The sequence below is a fragment of the Pseudomonas sp. NPDC047961 genome, from assembly GCF_050272435.1.
Classification (GTDB): Bacteria; Pseudomonadota; Gammaproteobacteria; order Pseudomonadales; family Pseudomonadaceae; genus Stutzerimonas.
In genome coordinates, this window is record NZ_JBNNMD010000002.1 from 921,866 (window position 1) to 939,265 (window position 17,400).

Annotated in this window: 15 protein-coding genes; 13 read left to right on the plus strand and 2 right to left on the minus strand. The window is 62.6% G+C overall.

Annotated elements, in window-relative coordinates; genetic code table 11:
* The first annotated feature begins 76 nt into the window (after positions 1-76).
* Genes ACQKIK_RS10450 through ACQKIK_RS10460 form a run of 3 tightly spaced genes read left to right on the plus strand, consistent with a single transcriptional unit; the run spans position 77 to position 5,020 of the window.
* Positions 77-1,153, plus strand: a complete 1,077-nt coding sequence (locus ACQKIK_RS10450) for an HlyD family secretion protein (RefSeq protein ID WP_045423260.1) — start codon at positions 77-79, stop codon at positions 1,151-1,153.
* Positions 1,150-3,891, plus strand: coding sequence for a ribosome-associated ATPase/putative transporter RbbA (rbbA, locus tag ACQKIK_RS10455; protein WP_499135837.1), 2,742 nt, complete (start codon positions 1,150-1,152; stop codon positions 3,889-3,891). Before ACQKIK_RS10450 ends, rbbA begins: the two co-directional genes overlap by 4 nt.
* 1 nt (position 3,892) lies before the next feature.
* Positions 3,893-5,020, plus strand: coding sequence for an ABC transporter permease (locus ACQKIK_RS10460; RefSeq protein ID WP_045423256.1), 1,128 nt, complete (start codon positions 3,893-3,895; stop codon positions 5,018-5,020).
* Here the strand turns inward: ACQKIK_RS10460 and plzR are convergent.
* On the minus strand, positions 5,017-5,316 hold the full coding sequence (gene plzR / locus ACQKIK_RS10465) for a PlzR type 4 pili assembly inhibitor (protein ID WP_499135838.1): 300 nt from the start codon (positions 5,314-5,316) through the stop codon (positions 5,017-5,019). The two genes, ACQKIK_RS10460 and plzR, sit on opposite strands and share 4 nt — an antisense overlap.
* A 332-nt stretch (positions 5,317-5,648) precedes the next feature.
* On the opposite strand from plzR, the gene rfbB reads away from it, so the two are divergent.
* The 9 genes from rfbB (at position 5,649) to dctM (ending at position 15,861) form a co-directional block, all read left to right on the plus strand.
* Positions 5,649-6,722: a dTDP-glucose 4,6-dehydratase gene (rfbB, locus tag ACQKIK_RS10470; RefSeq protein ID WP_499135839.1), complete on the plus strand. Its 1,074-nt coding sequence runs from the start codon at positions 5,649-5,651 to the stop codon at positions 6,720-6,722.
* Positions 6,719-7,591, plus strand: a complete 873-nt coding sequence (gene rfbA, locus ACQKIK_RS10475; RefSeq protein ID WP_045423251.1) for a glucose-1-phosphate thymidylyltransferase RfbA — start codon at positions 6,719-6,721, stop codon at positions 7,589-7,591. Before rfbB ends, rfbA begins: the two co-directional genes overlap by 4 nt.
* Positions 7,588-8,133, plus strand: a complete 546-nt coding sequence (rfbC, locus tag ACQKIK_RS10480) for a dTDP-4-dehydrorhamnose 3,5-epimerase (RefSeq protein WP_499135841.1) — start codon at positions 7,588-7,590, stop codon at positions 8,131-8,133. The genes rfbA and rfbC overlap by 4 nt, the downstream gene beginning before the upstream one ends.
* Entirely contained in the window at positions 8,130-9,041 is a 912-nt protein-coding gene (gene rfbD / locus ACQKIK_RS10485) for a dTDP-4-dehydrorhamnose reductase (RefSeq protein ID WP_499135843.1), read from the plus strand. Before rfbC ends, rfbD begins: the two co-directional genes overlap by 4 nt.
* Before the next feature lie 101 nt (positions 9,042-9,142).
* A complete protein-coding gene (locus ACQKIK_RS10490) occupies positions 9,143-10,942 on the plus strand; it encodes a sensor histidine kinase (protein ID WP_499135844.1) in 1,800 nt (599 codons plus the stop codon).
* A gap of 1 nt (position 10,943) precedes the next feature.
* Positions 10,944-12,335 carry a sigma-54-dependent transcriptional regulator gene (locus ACQKIK_RS10495; protein WP_499135846.1) on the plus strand — a complete coding sequence of 464 codons (1,392 nt, stop codon included), beginning with the start codon at positions 10,944-10,946 and terminating at the stop codon, positions 12,333-12,335.
* Between the two features lie 382 nt (positions 12,336-12,717).
* Positions 12,718-13,713 (plus strand): C4-dicarboxylate TRAP substrate-binding protein DctP, encoded by a 996-nt coding sequence (dctP, locus tag ACQKIK_RS10500; protein ID WP_499135847.1) that lies wholly within the window; start codon positions 12,718-12,720, stop codon positions 13,711-13,713.
* Positions 13,714-13,953: 240 nt separating this feature from the next.
* The gene (locus ACQKIK_RS10505) at positions 13,954-14,580 is read left to right on the plus strand and encodes a TRAP transporter small permease (protein WP_499135848.1); all 627 of its coding nucleotides are present in this window, start codon (positions 13,954-13,956) and stop codon (positions 14,578-14,580) included.
* On the plus strand, positions 14,581-15,861 hold the full coding sequence (gene dctM / locus ACQKIK_RS10510) for a C4-dicarboxylate TRAP transporter large permease protein DctM (RefSeq protein ID WP_499135849.1): 1,281 nt from the start codon (positions 14,581-14,583) through the stop codon (positions 15,859-15,861).
* 61 nt (positions 15,862-15,922) lie between these two features.
* Here dctM and ACQKIK_RS10515 read toward each other — a convergent pair whose 3' ends face one another.
* Positions 15,923-16,531, minus strand: a complete 609-nt coding sequence (locus ACQKIK_RS10515) for a 2OG-Fe(II) oxygenase (protein ID WP_499135850.1) — start codon at positions 16,529-16,531, stop codon at positions 15,923-15,925.
* A 107-nt stretch (positions 16,532-16,638) separates the two neighbouring features.
* Between ACQKIK_RS10515 and ACQKIK_RS10520 the strand changes: the two genes are divergently transcribed.
* Entirely contained in the window at positions 16,639-17,391 is a 753-nt protein-coding gene (locus ACQKIK_RS10520) for a hypothetical protein (RefSeq protein ID WP_499135852.1), read from the plus strand.
* Positions 17,392-17,400 lie beyond the last annotated feature (9 nt).

Consider the following 17,400-nt stretch of genomic DNA (forward strand, 5'->3'; position numbering starts at 1 on the left):
ATTGATCCAGATACACACAAGTAGCGTATTAGAGCGCCTAAGATGACTCCGGACGATTAATAGCCGGAGCAGAGTCATGAGTCAGCCACGCACCCGAGCCGCACTCAAGGTTCTCGCAGCCGCCGCCGTGATTGCCGTCATCGGGGCGCTGCTGTGGAGCGAATTGCGCCCCAGCGGTCTCGGCGAAGGGTTCGCCAGCGGTAATGGTCGCATCGAAGCGACCGAGATTGATGTCGCCACCAAGAGCCCAGGCCGGGTGATTGAAATCCTCGTGGACGAGGGTGATTTCGTCCAGCCGGGCCAGGTACTGGCGCGTATGGATACCGATGTGCTCCAGGCGCAACTGAACCAGGCGCGTGCGCAGGTCCGCCAGGGCGAGAATGCCATCCTCACCGCAGAGGCCATGGTCGCTCAGCGGGAAAGCGAGCGCGCCACCGCCGAAGCCGTCGTCACCCAGCGGCGAGCCGAACTGACCGCAGCCCAGAAGCGCCACCAACGGACCGAAACCCTGGTCGCGCGCAACGCCATGGCGCGACAGCAGCTCGACGATGACCTGGCCGCGATGCAAAGCGCCCAGGCGGCGCTCGCCGCCGCACGCTCACAAGTGGTGTCTGCCGACGCCGGCATTGCCGCGGCGAAATCCCAGGTGATCGAGGCGCGCTCGGCTGTCGAGGCGGCACAAGCCGGCGTTGAGCGACTGCAAGCGGACATTCGCGACAGCGAACTGAAGAGCGACCGGGTGGCTCGCGTGCAATACCGCGTGGCGCAGCCCGGCGAAGTCCTCGGCGCGGGGGGCAAGCTGCTCAATCTGGTCGATCTGGCCGACGTCTATATGACCTTCTTCCTACCCGAACGCCAGGCCGGACGCGTGGCGATCGGTGCCGAGGTACGGCTGGTGATCGACGCCGCCCCGCAGTACGTGATTCCGGCCAAGGTCAGTTATGTGGCCAGCGTGGCGCAATTCACACCCAAGACCGTGGAAACCGAAAGCGAGCGCGAAAAGCTGATGTTCCGGGTCAAGGCGCGCATCGATCCCGAACTGCTCAAGCGTCACATGGAACAGGTCAAAACTGGTCTGCCGGGCATGGCCTATCTGAAGCTCGATGCTGAAAGCGAGTGGCCCGCCGATCTGCAGATCAATGTAACGCCATGAGCGAGCCGCTCGATTCGGTGGTGCAGGTTGCCGGGGTCAGCCTGCAATACGGCAAGACGCGCGCTCTGGATGAGCTGACGCTGACCTTGCCCGCACGATGCATGGTCGGCCTGATCGGCCCCGATGGGGTGGGCAAGTCCAGCCTGCTGGCGTTGATCTCCGGGGCGCGCAAGCTGCAGCAGGGCTCGATAGGCGTACTCGGCGGCGACATCGCCGATCCCGGGCACCGGCGCAGGGTCTGCCCGCGCATCGCCTACATGCCTCAGGGGCTGGGCAAGAATCTGTATCCAACACTCACCGTTTTCGAGAATCTCGAATTCTTCGGCCGCTTGTTCGGCCAGGCGGGCGAAGAGCGCCGCTGGCGCATTGCTGAACTGACCCGCAGCACGGGCCTCGCGTCCTTTCTCGAACGGCCAGCGGGCAAACTCTCCGGCGGCATGAAACAGAAGCTCGGCCTCTGCTGCGCCCTGATCCACGACCCCGATCTGTTGATCCTCGACGAGCCCACTACCGGCGTCGATCCGCTGTCACGTGCACAGTTCTGGGAGCTGATCGAGCGCATCCGCCGCGAGCGCCCACAAATGAGCGTACTGGTGGCCACCGCCTATATGGACGAGGCGCAGCGCTTCGACCATCTGGTGGCGGTGGACGCCGGCCGCGTGCTGGCCACCGGCACGCCAGCCGAATTGCTGGCGCGCACCGCCAGCGACTCTCTGGAGCAGGCCTTCATCCGGCTACTGCCGGACGCCAAACGCAATCAGCATCGAGAACTGGTCATCCCGCCGCAGCCGCATAGCGACAGCATTGCGATCGAGGCCCACGGTCTGACCATGCGCTTCGGCGATTTCGTCGCGGTGGACCAGGTCAATTTCCGCATCGCCCGTGGCGAAATCTTCGGCTTCCTCGGCTCCAACGGCTGCGGCAAGACCACCACCATGAAGATGCTCACCGGCCTGCTGCCGGCCAGCGAGGGCGAGGCGCTGCTGTTCGGCAAGCCGGTGGACCCGCACGACATGCAGACCCGCCAACGCGTGGGTTACATGTCCCAGGCTTTCTCGCTGTACAGCGAGCTGACCGTGCGGCAAAACCTCGACCTGCACGCCCGGCTGTTCCACCTGCCGGCCGAACGGCGCGGGCCGCGCGTGCAGGAGATGCTCACGCGCTTCGATCTCACCGGCGACGCCGACAGTCTGCCCAGTCGCTTGCCGCTAGGCGTGCGCCAGCGCCTGTCGCTAGCGGTGGCGGTGATCCACAATCCGGAAATCCTGATTCTCGACGAGCCCACTTCCGGCGTTGATCCGGTTGCCCGCGACGGCTTCTGGGAACTGCTGGTTCAGCTGTCACGTGAAGACGGCGTGACCATTTTCATCTCGACCCATTTCATGAACGAGGCACTGCGCTGCGACCGCATTTCGTTGATGCATGCCGGCCGGGTACTCGACAGCGACACGCCGCAGGCGCTGATGACCAAGCGCGGGCTGCCGACGCTCGAAGCGACCTTCATCGCCTACTTGGAGGAAGCCGCGGCGGCGCATGCCGGCGAACAGCCGGCAGCCACCTCAACCGCTACGCGCGGCCCGATCGAAGCGACCAGCAACAGCGCCCGCCAGGCTCGTTTCAGCCTGCGTCGGCTGCTCAGCTACACCCGCCGCGAGGCCATGGAACTGCGCCGCGACCCGATACGTGCAACGCTGGCGATGCTCGGCAGCGTGCTGCTGATGTTCATCATGGGTTACGGGGTCAGTTTCGATGTGGAAAACCTGACCTATGCCGTGCTCGACGGTGACCAGACCACCACCAGCCAGCATTACCTGCAGAACATCGCCGGCTCGCGCTACTTCTTGGAAAAGCCGGCGCTGGCCAGCCATGCCGAACTGGACGCACGCCTGCGCAGCGGCGACATCAGCCTGGCGGTGGAAATCCCACCCAACTTCGGCCGCGATCTCAAACGCGGGGCCGTGCCTCAGGTCGCGTTCTGGATCGATGGCGCCATGCCTATGCGGGCCGACACCATCAAAGGCTACGTGCAGGGCATCCATCTGACCTACCTGCAGCAACTGGCCCGCGAAGCCGGCGTGGACGGGCAGCTGGCGCCGGCCGACGTCGCCATCCGCTACCGCTACAACCCCGATGTACAGAGCCTTCCAGCCATGGCGCCTGCGATGATTCCGCTGCTCTTGATGATGATTCCGGCGATGCTCACCGCCTTGGGTGTCGTGCGCGAGAAGGAGTTGGGCTCGATCACCAACTTCTACGTCACCCCGACCACCCGCCTGGAGTTCCTGCTCGGCAAGCAGCTGCCCTACATCGCCCTGGGCATGTTCAACTTCGCCACCCTAGCACTGCTGGCAGTGTTCGTCTTCGGTATCCCGATCAAGGGCAGCATCCTGACCCTCTGCCTCGGCGCATTGCTTTACGTAACCTGCGCCACCGGGCTGGGTCTGTTGATGTCGTCGATCCTCAACAGCCAGATCGCGGCCATCTTCGGCACCACCATCGTCACCCTGCTGCCGGCGATTCAATTTTCCGGGCTGATCCACCCGACCTCGGCAATGGAAGGGTTCGGCGCCTTTATCGGCAAACTCTATCCCACCAGCCATTTTCTGATCATCAGCCGCGGGGTGTTTTCCAAGGCGCTGGGCCTGGTCGACCTGTACCCGTATTTCATCCCGATGCTCCTGGCGATTCCGCTGCTGACCCTGCTCAGCGTCGCCGGCCTGCGCAAGCAGGAGAAATAGCATGGCCAACGTCCGGCGCAAGCTCAGCAACATCATCCAGCTCGGCCTCAAGGAGCTGCGCAGCCTCTACCGCGATCCCGCAATGTTGGTGCTGATCATCTATTCGTTCACCCTGGCCATCTACGAAGGCGCCACCGCCGTGCCCGAGGCGCCGCACCGCGCCAGCATCGCCGTGGTCGACGAGGATCGTTCGCAGGCCTCGCTGCGCATCGTCAACGCCTTCCAGCTGCCCTACTTCATTGAGCCCAAGGCCATCACCCTGCAGCAGATGGACAGCGGCATGGATGCCGGTCTCTACACCTTCACTCTGAACATACCGCCGAACTTCCAGGCAGATTTACTGGCCGGTCGCCAGCCGACAATCCAGCTCAATGTCGACGCCACCCAGGTCAGCCAGGCGTTCACCGGGGCCGGTCAGATCCAGCAGATCATCGCCAGCGAGACCGCTGACTTCGTCCGCCGCTACCGCAGCGTTGATGCCCTGCCGGTCGAGGCCGTCGTGCGCACGGCCTTCAACCCCAACCTGAATCGGGCCTGGTTCGGCGCCGTGAACGAGGTGATCAACCAGATCACCATGCTGGCGATCATCCTCACTGGCGCCGCACTGATCCGCGAGCGCGAACACGGCACCATCGAGCATCTGCTGGTGATGCCGGTGACGCCGTTCGAGATCATGGTCGGTAAGGTCTGGGCGATGGGATTGGTGGTGTTGGCCGCCGCGGCGTTCGCGCTGCGCTTCGTGGTCGAGGGTTGGCTCGACATTCCGATTCAGGGCTCGCTGCTGCTGTTTGCCAGTGGCGCCGCGCTGCACCTGTTTGCCGCGACGTCCATGGGCATCTTCTTCGGCACGGTGGCGCGCTCCATGCCGCAACTGGGTCTGCTGGTAATCCTCACGTTGATCCCGCTGCAGATCCTCTCCGGTGGCGTGACCCCGCGCGAGAGCATGCCTGCGCTGATCCAGCACATCATGCTGGCGGCACCGACCACCCATTTCGTCGAACTGGCGCAGGCCATTCTCTTCCGCGGCGCCGGCGTCTCGGTGATCTGGCCACAACTGCTGGCGCTGCTGGCGATCGGCGCGGTGTTCTTCCTTGGCGCGCTGTCGCGGCTGCGGCAGTCGTTGCGTTAGCGGTCGTAGCCGGTAGACGGGTCAACCTCGGGCGACGGCTGCAGTTCGACCTCGAATACTGAATCGCACGCCGCGTGCTCGACGCCGGACAGCGCACCGACGAGCCGTAACTGGTGCTCAAAGGTCGACTGGATCTGCGAGACCCGCGACACCATGCGGCGGCTAGCAATGCGCACGGCAGGGTCTTCGCTGGCCATCATCTCGAACGAGAAGGTGGTCACGGCCTCGCTCAGTTGCGACAGGCTGCGCGCTGTCATGCTCAGAAACTCGGCGAGTTGCTCGTTACAAGTGTGCATTCCATTGCCACCTAACAGTTGATATCAGCATGATGTTACTGCATTTTCGCCACCTGACTGCATCGCCTCTTTGGTCGAATAACCCTAACGGCAGGGTTGAGTCCAGACGCGTTTGCGTCATGCACGGCAACTCATGAACAAAACAGGCGAATCGCCCTGCCAGGCTTGGCAGGGCTCTGGCCAGCGGTTTGCCGGAATAATGCGCTCAGTCACCTTCACAGCCGTTCGAAGCTCAGCGCCATGGACGGGAATTTTTGTATTTTCGGCGGGTCTATCGTGCCGACATGCCAAGAGCCTGTAGCTCTGTAGCGCGCCAAGGAAGCCACTCAATCATGCGCATTCTCGTAACCGGCGGAGCCGGATTCATCGGCTCTGCTCTGATCCGCCATCTGATCAAAGACACCGGGCACAGCGTCCTTAACCTGGACAAGCTGACCTACGCCGGCAATCTCGAGTCGCTGGCCGATGTCCACAGCAGCGACCGAAACCAATTCATTCAAGCCGACATTGCCGATCGCGAGCGCGTCAGCGAAGCGCTGCTGGAATTCCAGCCGGATGCCATCATGCACCTGGCCGCCGAATCCCATGTCGATCGCTCGATCGACGGCCCGGCCGAGTTCATCCAGACCAACATCGTCGGCACGTATCAGCTGCTCGAGGCAACACGTGCCTATTGGCAGTCGCTGCCAGCCGAGCGCCGCGAAGCCTTCCGCTTCCACCACATCTCCACCGACGAGGTGTACGGCGACCTGCATGGCGTCGATGACCTGTTCACCGAAACCACACCCTACGCGCCCAGCTCGCCCTATTCGGCCAGCAAGGCCTCGTCGGACCATCTGGTTCGCGCCTGGCAGCGCACCTACGGCCTGCCAGTACTGATCACCAATTGCTCGAACAACTACGGGCCGTATCACTTCCCCGAGAAGCTGATCCCGCTGGTGATTCTCAACGCGCTGGATGGCAAGCCGCTGCCGGTCTACGGCAACGGCACCCAGGTACGTGACTGGCTGTTCGTCGAGGACCATGCGCGCGCCCTGTTCAAGGTGGTCAGCGAAGGCCAGGTCGGCGAGACCTACAACATCGGCGGTCACAACGAGCAAAAGAACATCGACGTGGTGCGCGGCATCTGCGCCCTGCTCGAAGAGCTGGCGCCGCATAAGCCCGAAGGCCTTGAGCGTTTCGAGGATCTGATCACCTTCGTCAAGGACCGCCCCGGTCACGACCTGCGCTACGCCATCGACGCCAGCAAGATCGAGCGCGAGCTCGGTTGGGTCCCGCAAGAGACTTTCGAGACCGGCCTGCGCAAGACCGTGCAGTGGTATTTGAACAACCTCGAATGGTGCCGTCGCGTCCAGGACGGCAGCTATCAACGTGAGCGCCTCGGCGCCTTGGAGCAAAGCGCATGAAAGGAATCATCCTCGCCGGAGGCTCCGGCACCCGTCTGCACCCCATCACCCTGGGCGTATCCAAGCAGCTGCTGCCGATCTACGACAAGCCGATGGCCTACTACCCAATATCGGTGCTGATGCTCGCCGGGATTCGCGACATCCTGCTGATTTCAACGCCGCAGGACCTGCCGCAGTACAAGAACCTGCTGGGTGACGGCAGCCAGTTCGGCGTGAACATCAGCTACGCCGAGCAGCCGTCGCCGGACGGTCTGGCCCAGGCCTTCTTGATCGGTGAAGAGTTCATTGGCGACGACTCGGTGTGCCTGATCCTCGGCGACAATATCTTCCATGGTCAGCACTTCACCGAGAAGCTGCAGCGTGCTTCGGCACAGAAGAAAGGCGCCACGGTATTCGGCTACTGGGTCAAGGATCCGGAGCGCTTCGGCGTGATCGATTTCGACGAAACGGGCAAAGCCCTGTCCATCGAAGAAAAACCGGCGAAACCGAAGTCCAGCTATGCCGTGACCGGTCTGTATTTCTACGACAACGACGTCATCGAGATCGCCAAGTCGATCAAGCCCTCGCCGCGCGGAGAGCTCGAAATCACTGACGTCAACAATGCCTACCTCAAGCGCGGCGACCTGAATGTAGAGCGCTTCGGCCGCGGCTTCGCCTGGCTCGACACCGGCACCCACGACAGCCTCCTCGAAGCCTCGCAGTACGTGCAGACCATCGAGCACCGTCAAGGCCTGAAGGTCGCGTGTCTGGAAGAGATCGCCTATCAGCACAAGTGGATCGACCGCGAACAGCTCTTGCAGCGCGCCGATGCCCTGGGCAAGACCGGCTACGGCCAGTACCTGTTCAAGCTGGCGGGTGAAGACGCATGAAGGTCATCGAAACCGACATTCCCGATGTGCTGATTATCGAGCCCAAGGTCTTCGGCGACGAACGCGGTTTCTTCTACGAGAGCTTCAACGCGGCCGCTTTCGAAGCGGCCACGGGGCTCAAGCGCCAGTTCGTTCAGGACAATCATTCCAAGTCCCAGCGCGGCGTGCTGCGCGGCCTGCACTATCAAATTCAGCAGCCCCAGGGGAAGTTGGTGCGGGTCGTGGCCGGCGAAGTATTCGATGTCGCGGTGGATCTGCGCAGCAGCTCGCCGACGTTCGGTCGCTGGGTCGGCACCCGCCTGAGTGCCGATAACCCGCGCCAGCTGTGGGTCCCGGAAGGCTTTGCTCATGGTTTTATGGTGCTCAGCGAGAGCGCCGAATTCCTCTACAAGACCACCGACTATTACGCGCCAGCCCATGAGCGCTCGTTGCTCTGGAATGATCCGCAGATCGGCATCGACTGGCCATTCACCGAGCCGCCCCAGCTTTCGAAGAAAGACATCGACGGCAAAGTACTCAGCGAAGCGGAGCTGTTTGCATGAAAATCCTCGTCACCGGTAGTTCGGGGCAACTGTCTCGGGAGCTGCAACTGGCGCTTGCCGGTGAAGGAAAAGTGCTCGCGCTGGGTCACAAGCTGCTGGACCTGGCCGAGCCGGCACAGATTCGTCGACAGGTTCGCCTTTTGCGTCCCGACCTGATCATCAACGCGGCCGCGTACACCGCGGTTGACCCCGCGCAAGACGACCGTGAGCGAGCCTTTGCAGTGAACGCTATCGGCCCTGGCGTGCTCGCAGAGGAAGCGGCAGCCCTGGGTGTACCGCTGATCCACTATTCCACCGACTACGTCTTCGACGGCCGCAAGAACGGGCCCTACAGTGAAGAAGATGTGCCGGCTCCGCTGAGCGTATACGGAGCGAGCAAACTGGCCGGTGAACAAGCAATTCAGGCCGTCGGCGGCGACCATCTGATCCTGCGCACCAGCTGGGTCTACTCGTTGCACGGGCGCAACTTTCTGCTGACCATGCGACGCCTGCTTCAGGAGCGCGACTCGCTGTCGGTGGTCGACGACGAGATCGGCGCGCCAACCTGGGCCGGCACCATCGCAGCGGTCACCGCGGAGATGGTACGCAAACGGCGCAGCGGTGCAGGTGGGCCCAGCGGGCTCTATCATCTGACCGCCAGAGGGGAGACGTCTTGGTACGGCTTCGCCTGCCACATCGCTCAACATCTTCAGAGCCAGGGCCTGCTGCGCGCAAGGATCGAGCCGATCCTGTCTGCCAATTACCCCACGGCTGCTCAGCGGCCGCTCAATTCCCGCCTCAGCTGCGCGCGCCTGCAGCGCGATTGGCAGATCACTTTGCCAAACTGGGAAACCGCCCTGCAGCAGTGCCTTGGCACTATGCCCCGTGCTCAAGCGGATCACAGCGCACCGGCTGCGCAAAGCGTCTGATAGTACCGACGCCGGCCCAGGCGACTGTACCGCTCACCCAGCCGCAAGCACCAAAGCGGGTCGGACGTGCATAATGGCGCCCGAACCACAGGCGCATCTGCATGACTTCACCCAATTCCCCCCGCCGCCCTCGCTGGCGCAACCTGGCCGTGGTTGCATTGTTGTTGGCGCCGCTGCTGTGGCCGCTGCAGCAACTGGCCAACCGTTATTACAGCAACGAGCTGATCGAGCAGAACCGCCAGACGCTCGATCTCTACGTCGCCAACCTGCTCGGCTCGCTGCGCCGCTACGAAGTGCTTCCGCGCATCCTCGGTGACCTGCCGACCCTGCGCACGGCGCTGCGCCAGCCCGACAACCCAGCCGCCAAGGACCAGGCCAATCGCCTGTTGGATCAGCTGCGCAAGGAAACCGGCGCCGATGTGATCTATCTGATGGCGCCGGACGGCGACACGCTGGCCGCGTCGAACTGGAACGAGGAAGACAGCTTCATCAGTCGGAATTTCGCCTTCAGGCCCTATTTCCGAGAAGCCATGGCCGGCCAGCTTGGCCGCTTCTTCGGCCTCGGCACCACCTCGGGCAAGCGCGGCTACTACTTCGGGGCCGCTGTCCGCGACGGCGACGAGATCCTTGGCGTGCTGGTGGTCAAGGTGGACCTGGACCATACCGAGACGCTATGGGGCAGCACGCCCGAGCAACTTATGGTGACCGACAGTTTCGGCGTGGTGATCCTCACCTCGAAACCGGAATGGCGGTTCCGCGCCAGCCGTGCGCTGGATATCGAGGAGCGCGAGCAGATCGCCTCTGAACGCCCCTACCCAACGCTAGAACCCCGTGACCTGACGCTCGATATCGATACCTGGCTGATTCAGAGCCGTGAACTCAAGGAAACCGGTTGGACGGTGCGCATCCTGGCCCCGATCAGCCTGGTCGAACGACCCGTGCAGACGGTCGTCGCGATCGGCGCCGCCACCCTCGCAGCGCTCTTGCTGTTGCTTGGCCTGCTGATGCAGCGACGTCGCCATTACCTCGAGCGTATCGCCCTCGATGCCAAAGCGCGGCAACAACTCGAGCGCCGCGTGCAAGAACGGACCTACGACCTGGAAGCCCTGAACAGCCGACTCAAGGAAGAGGTGCTGGAACGCGAGCAAGCTCAGCAGGAGCTGGTCCGCGCCCAGGACGAGTTGCTGCAGGCCGGCAAGCTGTCGGCGCTCGGCACCATGTCAGCGAGCATCAGCCATGAACTCAACCAGCCGCTTGGAGCGATTCGCAGCTATGCCGACAACGCCGGCGTCCTGCTCGACCAGCAGCGAAACGACGAGGCGCGCGACAATCTTCGGCTGATCAGCGAGCTGACCGCGCGCATGGCTTCGATCATCGCTCATCTGCGTGCCTTCGCCCGCCGCGACCGCCATGCCCCGGAGCGAGTTGCGCTGCAGCCGGCGCTGGACGACGCGCTGGCGTTGCTGGCCAAGCGGCGTCAGGCCATGGGCGTAGAACTGATTCGTGACCTACCGGACGCCACACTCTGGGTTCAGGCCGGCGAGACGCGACTACGGCAGATTATCTCCAACCTGTTGAGCAACGCCTTGGACGCCCTGGTCGAGCGCCCGCCGGTGCGTCGTATCTGGCTGCGCGCCGAGCGGCAGGGCGAGGGTGTGCTGCTGACCTTGCGCGATAACGGACCGGGCTTTTCCGACGAGGCGATGCAACGGGCCCGCGAGCCCTTCTTCACCACCAAGACCAGCGCTCAGGGGTTGGGCCTGGGACTGGCCATCTGCGATACCCTGGCCCGAGCCCTGGACGGTGAACTGATCCTGGCCAACCATCCAGAGGGCGGCGCGCAGATCAGTCTTTACCTGCATTGCGCTGACCCCGGTGTCGCCTTTCCAAGCGAGGACTAGCATGACCCACCCGATCGACCCGCAGACTCAGGTCATCCTGGTCGATGACGATCCCCATCTGCGTAAGGCACTGAGCCAGACCCTCGACCTCGCCGGGCTAAAGGTGCTCAGCCTGAGCGACGCACGCGGCCTTCCAGGCATGCTGCCAGTGGAGTGGGGTGGCGTAGTGGTCAGCGACATCCGCATGCCCGGCATAGACGGCCTGGAGCTGCAACAACAGCTACACGCGATCGACCGCGAGCTACCGGTTCTGCTGATTACCGGCCATGGTGATATCCAGCTGGCGGTTCAGGCCATGCGCGCCGGTGCCTATGACTTTCTTGAAAAACCCTTCCCCAGCGAGGCACTGCTCGACAGCGTTCGTCGCGCCCTCGCCCTACGCCAGCTGGTGCTCGACAACCGCAGCCTACGCCTGGCCCTGGCCGACCGTCAGCAGTTGTCGACCCGTCTGCTCGGCCAATCACCTGCCATGCAGCGCCTTCGTGAGCAGATCGGCGCGCTTGCCGGGACCCAGGCCGACGTACTCATCCTTGGCGAAACCGGCGCGGGAAAAGAGGTGGTAGCCCGTGCGCTGCACGACCTTTCAAGTCGCCGCAACGGGCCGTTCGTGGCGATCAATGCCGGGGCGCTGGCCGAGTCGGTGGTCGAAAGCGAGCTGTTCGGGCACGAAGCCGGAGCCTTTACCGGCGCGCAAAAACGCCGTATCGGCAAGTTCGAGTTCGCCAACGGTGGCACCCTGTTCCTAGACGAGATCGAGAGCATGAGCCTGGATGTCCAGGTAAAGCTGCTGCGCATGCTGCAGGAGCGGGTCGTCGAGCGACTCGGCGGTAACCAGTCGATCCCGCTGGACATCCGGGTGATTGCCGCAACCAAGGAGGATCTGCGCCACGCCGCCGACCAGGGCCGCTTCCGCGCCGATCTCTATTACCGCCTGAATGTCGCCCCCCTGCGCATCCCGCCGCTGCGCGAACGCAGCGAGGACCTGCTGTTCCTGTTCCAGCATTTTGCCGAGACCGCCGCGAGCCGCCACGCCCTGCCGATCCGTGAGCTGCGTCCGGAGCAGCGTGCACAGCTGCTTCGGCATGCCTGGCCGGGCAATGTGCGTGAATTGCAGAACACCGCAGAACGCTTCGCGTTGGGGCTTGAACTGGGTCTCGATGATCCCACTCATGCTGCTGAAGCCAGCGGTACCGAATCAGCCCACGGGCTTGGCGAGCAAGTAGACGCGTTCGAGCGCGCCCTGATCGCAGCCGAACTCGCGCGGCCCCATAGCTCGCTGCGCAGCGTTGCTGAGGCCCTGGGTCTGCCGCGCAAGACGCTGCACGACAAACTGCGCAAGCACGGCCTGGTGTTCAATGATGCTGGCGGAACCCCGCCCGAGGATAACGAATAGCTGGCGGATTTCCGCCAAGCCTTCCTACACTGCAATCAAATCATAGTGTCCATGGCCAAGCCGACATGGTTTGGACATTTTTATCTGGCTGAATGGCGGCGTCTTGCCCTGGTATTGCAACCTGACGAAACCTGCGAGCTAGACGCATTAGGCTGAGAAACATTCGTCAGTATTTAGCCATCATGCGAGTAAACTTCCGCCTCACGGGCGCCAGTTGCATGCATCTGGCACAGCACTTGCTCCCGCAAACTCAATGAACCGGCAAGTCCAGCCGCAATCCGGCGCGGCGATTTATTCAATGGCGCCTAGACTTGTCTTGCTGGTTACAGCCGAGCTCCTGCCTGATTGCAGCGGCTCATCCACAACAAGAGGAAACACAACAATGTTCAAGCTGACTGCCACAGCGCTCGCCTGTGCTCTGTCCCTCGGTATCGCAAGCCTGGCCCAGGCCGCCGACCCGATCCTGATCAAGTTCTCCCACGTAGTTGCCGAAAACACCCCGAAAGGTCAGGGTGCCGTCATGTTCAAGAAGCTCGTTGAAGAGCGTCTGCCCGGCAAGGTGGAAGTCCAGGTTTACCCGAACTCTTCCCTGTTCGGCGACGGCAAGGAAATGGAAGCGCTGCTGCTGGGCGACGTACAGCTGATCGCTCCGTCGCTGGCCAAGTTCGAGCATTACTCCAAGGGCGTTCAGGTGTTCGACCTGCCGTTCCTGTTCGACAACATCCAGGCGGTTGACCGCTTCCAGCAGAGCGATGCCGGCCAGAAGCTGCTGAGCTCGATGGAAGACAAGAACATCACCGGCCTGGCCTACTGGCACAACGGCATGAAGCAGCTGTCCGCCAACAAGGAACTGCGTGAGCCGAAAGACGCCCGTGGTCTGAAGTTCCGCGTACAGGCCTCCGCCGTACTGGACGAGCAGTTCAAGGCCCTGCGCGCCAATCCGCGCAAGATGAGCTTCGCCGAGGTCTACCAGGGCCTGCAGACTGGCGTGGTCAACGGTGCCGAGAACCCTTACTCGAACATCTACTCCCAGAAGATGCATGAAGTGCAGAAGCACATCACCGAGTCCGACCACGGTCTGCTCGACTACATGCTGATCACCAACACCAAGTTCTGGGAAGGTCTGCCGGAAGACGTTCGCACCGAGCTGGACCAGATCATCGACGAAGTCACCGTTGAGGTGAACAAGCAGGCCGATGACCTGAACCAGAAAGCCAAGCAGGACATCCTGGCTGCTGGCACCACCGAAATCCTCGTCCTGACTCCAGAGGAGCGTACCAAGTGGCGCGAAGCCATGAAGCCCGTTTGGAGCAAGTTCGAGAACGACATCGGTGCCGACCTGATCAAGGCCGCCGAAGAAGCCAACAAGGCCCAGTAAGGCCTTGCCGGAGGGCAGCCACAAGCTGCCCTCCGCGTTCCAACTAGAGCAATACCAGCCACATCGACAGACCAGTGAAAAGACAACCTAGCCAGGCAATACCTACGGCGCGGTGATCCCGAGCCAGCTGCCTGTACAACAAGAGTTTTTCATTGCTCTGTCACCCGGTTACCCCACCGGCCCATGGCGCACGTTCTGTACGCCCACCGAAACAATGCAATCCATCAGGAGATGTCATCCATGAACGCCCTCTGGCGCGTCTGGGACCACTTCGAAGAAGCGTTTATCGCCTTCCTTCTGGCCGCCATGACCTTGGTGACCTTCGTTTACGTGGTCTTGAACAACCTCTACACCGTTTTCTACAGCCTCGGCGATCGCTACGAGGGTGCCAGCGAGCTGTACTTCGCCATTGGCGACTTCACCATCGGCCTGGCGCAAGAAATGACCTGGAGCACGGCACTGACCAAGGCACTATTCGCCTGGCTGATCTTCTCCGGCCTGGCATACGGTGTGCGCACAGCCGGCCATATCGGCATCGACGCACTGGTCAAACTGGCGCCGCGCCATGTCCAGCGCTACATCGGCTTTGTTGCCTGCCTGTTCTGCCTCGGTTATGCAGGCCTACTGGCGTTTGCCAGCTTCAATTGGATCTCGGCACTGTTCACCGCCAACATCGGCGCGGAAGACCTCGGTCATTTCGGCGTCAAGCAATGGCACATCGGCATGATCGTGCCGATCGGTTTCGCCATGGTCTTCATCCGTTTCGCTGAAATCTTCGTGCGCATCGTACGTAACGAGCAAACCGGCCTGGGCCTGGCAGACGAAGCCGCCGAAGCCGCGAAACTGGGCGCAGAGGAGCCGAAATAAATGACCATCCTGTTCCTCTTTGTCGCGCTCTTCGCGCTGATGTTCATCGGTGTGCCGGTGGCCGTTTCCCTCGGCCTGGCCGGTTCGCTGACGATCCTCCTGTTCAGCCCGGATTCGGTCACCTCGCTGGCGATCAAGCTGTTCGAGACCTCTGAGCACTACACGCTGCTGGCGATACCATTCTTCCTGCTGGCTGGCGCATTCATGACCACCGGCGGTGTCGCCAAGCGACTCATCGACTTCGCCAACGCCAGCGTCGGCCATATCCGCGGCGGCCTGGCCATCGCGGCCGTACTGGCCTGCATGCTGTTTGCTGCGCTGTCCGGTTCCTCTCCGGCAACGGTCGCCGCGGTGGGCTCGATCGCGATTGCCGGTATGGTCCGCTCCGGTTACCCGCAGGCATTCGGCGCCGGCATCGTCTGTAACGCCGGTACGCTGGGCATCCTGATCCCGCCGTCGATCGTCATGGTGGTCTACGCCGCCGCCACCGAGACCTCCGTGGGCAAGCTGTTCATGGCGGGTGTCGTGCCGGGTCTGCTGCTGGGGCTCGGACTGATGATCGCCATCTACATCATCGCGGTGAAAAAGAACCTGCCGGCGCTGCCGCGAGCGACGTTCCGCGAATGGCTGTCTGCCGCACGCAAGGCCATCTGGGGCCTGCTGCTGATGGTGATCATCCTCGGCGGGATCTATTCCGGCATGTTCACGCCGACCGAAGCGGCGGCGGTAGCCGCGGTGTACTCGGCCTTCATCGCGCTGTTCGTCTACAAGGACATCACGATTCGTGATTGCCCCAAGGTACTGCTGGAGTCGGGCAAGCTGACCATCATGCTGATGTTCATCATCGCCAACGCCATGCTCTTTGCGCATGTGCTAACCACCGAGCAGATCCCGCAGCAGATCACCGCCATGGTGCTCGAAGCCGGACTGCAACCGTGGATGTTCCTGCTGGTGGTGAACATCGTGCTGCTAGTGGCCGGCGCCTTCATGGAACCGTCAGCGATCATCCTGATCCTGGCGCCGATCCTGTTCCCGATCGCCGTGCAGCTGGGCATCGACCCGATCCACCTGGGCATCATCATGGTGGTCAACATGGAGATCGGTCTGATTACGCCGCCGGTGGGCCTGAACCTGTTCGTTGCCTCCGCGGTAACGGGCATGCCGGTGACTCAGGTGATCCGCGCCGTGATGCCGTGGCTCGCGCTGCTGCTGACCTTCCTGATGATCATCACTTACGTGCCGGCCATTTCCCTGGCGCTGCCAAACCTGCTCGGCATGTAACGCGCGCTGGCAACACCGTTTCCCTTTAGCCCGGCTCGCGCCGGGCTTTTTTTGGTCTGCGCTACAGGGCGAGTACATCCGCGGGACGCCGGCGAAACCAGCCCGTCAGCGAGAGGCGGTCGGTATGGGTGACCAAGACTTCGTGAGGGAAGTCACCCGACAGGAAAACCAGCAAATCGCCCGCAAGCGGTGGAACGTCGCGCTGCGATCCATCAGCGAAATGCATGCGCAACTCACCGCCATCAGCCGGTTGCCAGTCCGGGTTGAGGTAGACCACTGCGGTGACGCAGCGGCTGTCGTCATCGCGGAAGCGATCCAGATGGGTCTTGTAGAAGGCACCCGGCGGGTACAGGGCGAAATGGCATTCGAACTCTTCCAGGCCAAGAAACAGCGTCTGGTTCAGACGTTGTCGAAGCCCATCCATCAACTCCAGGTAGCTGTCACACAACTGCGACTGTCCCGGTTCCAGCCACTGGATCTGGTCACCCCGGATACCTTCGCGAATCGTCAGCGCGTCGCCGCGGCCAATACCGGCCGGAGCCAGGTCACCTTGTAATTCGCGCTTGCGGCACTCCGCTGCCAAACCAAGGGTCAGATCGTCTGACAGGAATGAATGACGCAGCGACCAGCCATGCTCGGCAAGGTCGTCAATGATGGGATCGAACTGCAAGGAAGAAACTCCGAAAGGATTGTTTCGGAGTCTAGCAGCAGCGCTTTCGCGCCTCGACAGCAGCCGTCAGGGCGCTGAAAATAAACGGCCCGCCAACAGGAGCTTCCATGCGCGCTTTAATCGCTTGTGTATTACTTGCCTTCAGCTGCAGCAGCCTCGCAGACACCTACGACGAGCTGTACGAAACCGCCGGCTGGACCGAACAACGCGCCAATTTCAGCGATGCCCTGACGGCCGCTCAACAACGCTACAAGAACACCCTGCCGCCAGCCGTTTACCAGGCGCTGGTAACGAACAGCAACCGCCGTTTCGCGGTCAACGCCATCGATCAGCGGGCCAAGCAGGCGTTGCGCGACAACCTCGCCAATCCGCAACCAGCGCTGGATTTTTTCCAGTCGCCGCTAGGCCATAAGGTGGTCGCCGCCGAGACCCTGGCCGGCCGCCGCGAGCAGTTGGCTCGATACGAAAACGGAATCCCGCGCATCGAAGCCGGCAGCAACCGGCAGCTGCTGATCCGCCATCTGGCTCAGGCGATACCCGCCGCCGAAGCCGGGGCGGAGGTCAGTCTGGCATTGGCTGGCGTCGCGGCCGACAGCCTCAGCCAGATGATTCCGGGCCTGCTTGGCGGTGGCCAGGCGCAGGGGCTGCTGGAAAGCCAGCGCGAGCGTCTGCAGCAGCAGGTCGAGAGCGATCTGGACAACACGCTGCTATACATCTATCGCGACCTCTCCGACGCCGAACTGGAGGAATTCGTCCAGTTCGCCCAGTCAGAAGTAGGACAGCGCTATTACAGCGCAGCCCTACAGGCCCTGCGTGCCGGGCTCGCAGTCGGCGTGAGCGGCAACGAGACTCAGGCTTAGGCGTCCTTC

Excerpts from the sequence above, each read along its gene's own strand:
- ACQKIK_RS10450 (WP_045423260.1), top strand. The coding sequence starts at position 77 with ATGAGTCAGCCACGCACCCGAGCCGCACTCAAGGTTCTCGCAGCCGCC.
- rbbA (WP_499135837.1), top strand. The coding sequence starts at position 1,150 with ATGAGCGAGCCGCTCGATTCGGTGGTGCAGGTTGCCGGGGTCAGCCTG.
- ACQKIK_RS10460 (WP_045423256.1), top strand. The coding sequence starts at position 3,893 with ATGGCCAACGTCCGGCGCAAGCTCAGCAACATCATCCAGCTCGGCCTC.
- plzR (WP_499135838.1), bottom strand. The coding sequence starts at position 5,316 with ATGCACACTTGTAACGAGCAACTCGCCGAGTTTCTGAGCATGACAGCG.
- rfbB (WP_499135839.1), top strand. The coding sequence starts at position 5,649 with ATGCGCATTCTCGTAACCGGCGGAGCCGGATTCATCGGCTCTGCTCTG.
- rfbA (WP_045423251.1), top strand. The coding sequence starts at position 6,719 with ATGAAAGGAATCATCCTCGCCGGAGGCTCCGGCACCCGTCTGCACCCC.
- rfbC (WP_499135841.1), top strand. The coding sequence starts at position 7,588 with ATGAAGGTCATCGAAACCGACATTCCCGATGTGCTGATTATCGAGCCC.
- rfbD (WP_499135843.1), top strand. The coding sequence starts at position 8,130 with ATGAAAATCCTCGTCACCGGTAGTTCGGGGCAACTGTCTCGGGAGCTG.
- ACQKIK_RS10490 (WP_499135844.1), top strand. The coding sequence starts at position 9,143 with ATGACTTCACCCAATTCCCCCCGCCGCCCTCGCTGGCGCAACCTGGCC.
- ACQKIK_RS10495 (WP_499135846.1), top strand. The coding sequence starts at position 10,944 with ATGACCCACCCGATCGACCCGCAGACTCAGGTCATCCTGGTCGATGAC.
- dctP (WP_499135847.1), top strand. The coding sequence starts at position 12,718 with ATGTTCAAGCTGACTGCCACAGCGCTCGCCTGTGCTCTGTCCCTCGGT.
- ACQKIK_RS10505 (WP_499135848.1), top strand. The coding sequence starts at position 13,954 with ATGAACGCCCTCTGGCGCGTCTGGGACCACTTCGAAGAAGCGTTTATC.
- dctM (WP_499135849.1), top strand. The coding sequence starts at position 14,581 with ATGACCATCCTGTTCCTCTTTGTCGCGCTCTTCGCGCTGATGTTCATC.
- ACQKIK_RS10520 (WP_499135852.1), top strand. The coding sequence starts at position 16,639 with ATGCGCGCTTTAATCGCTTGTGTATTACTTGCCTTCAGCTGCAGCAGC.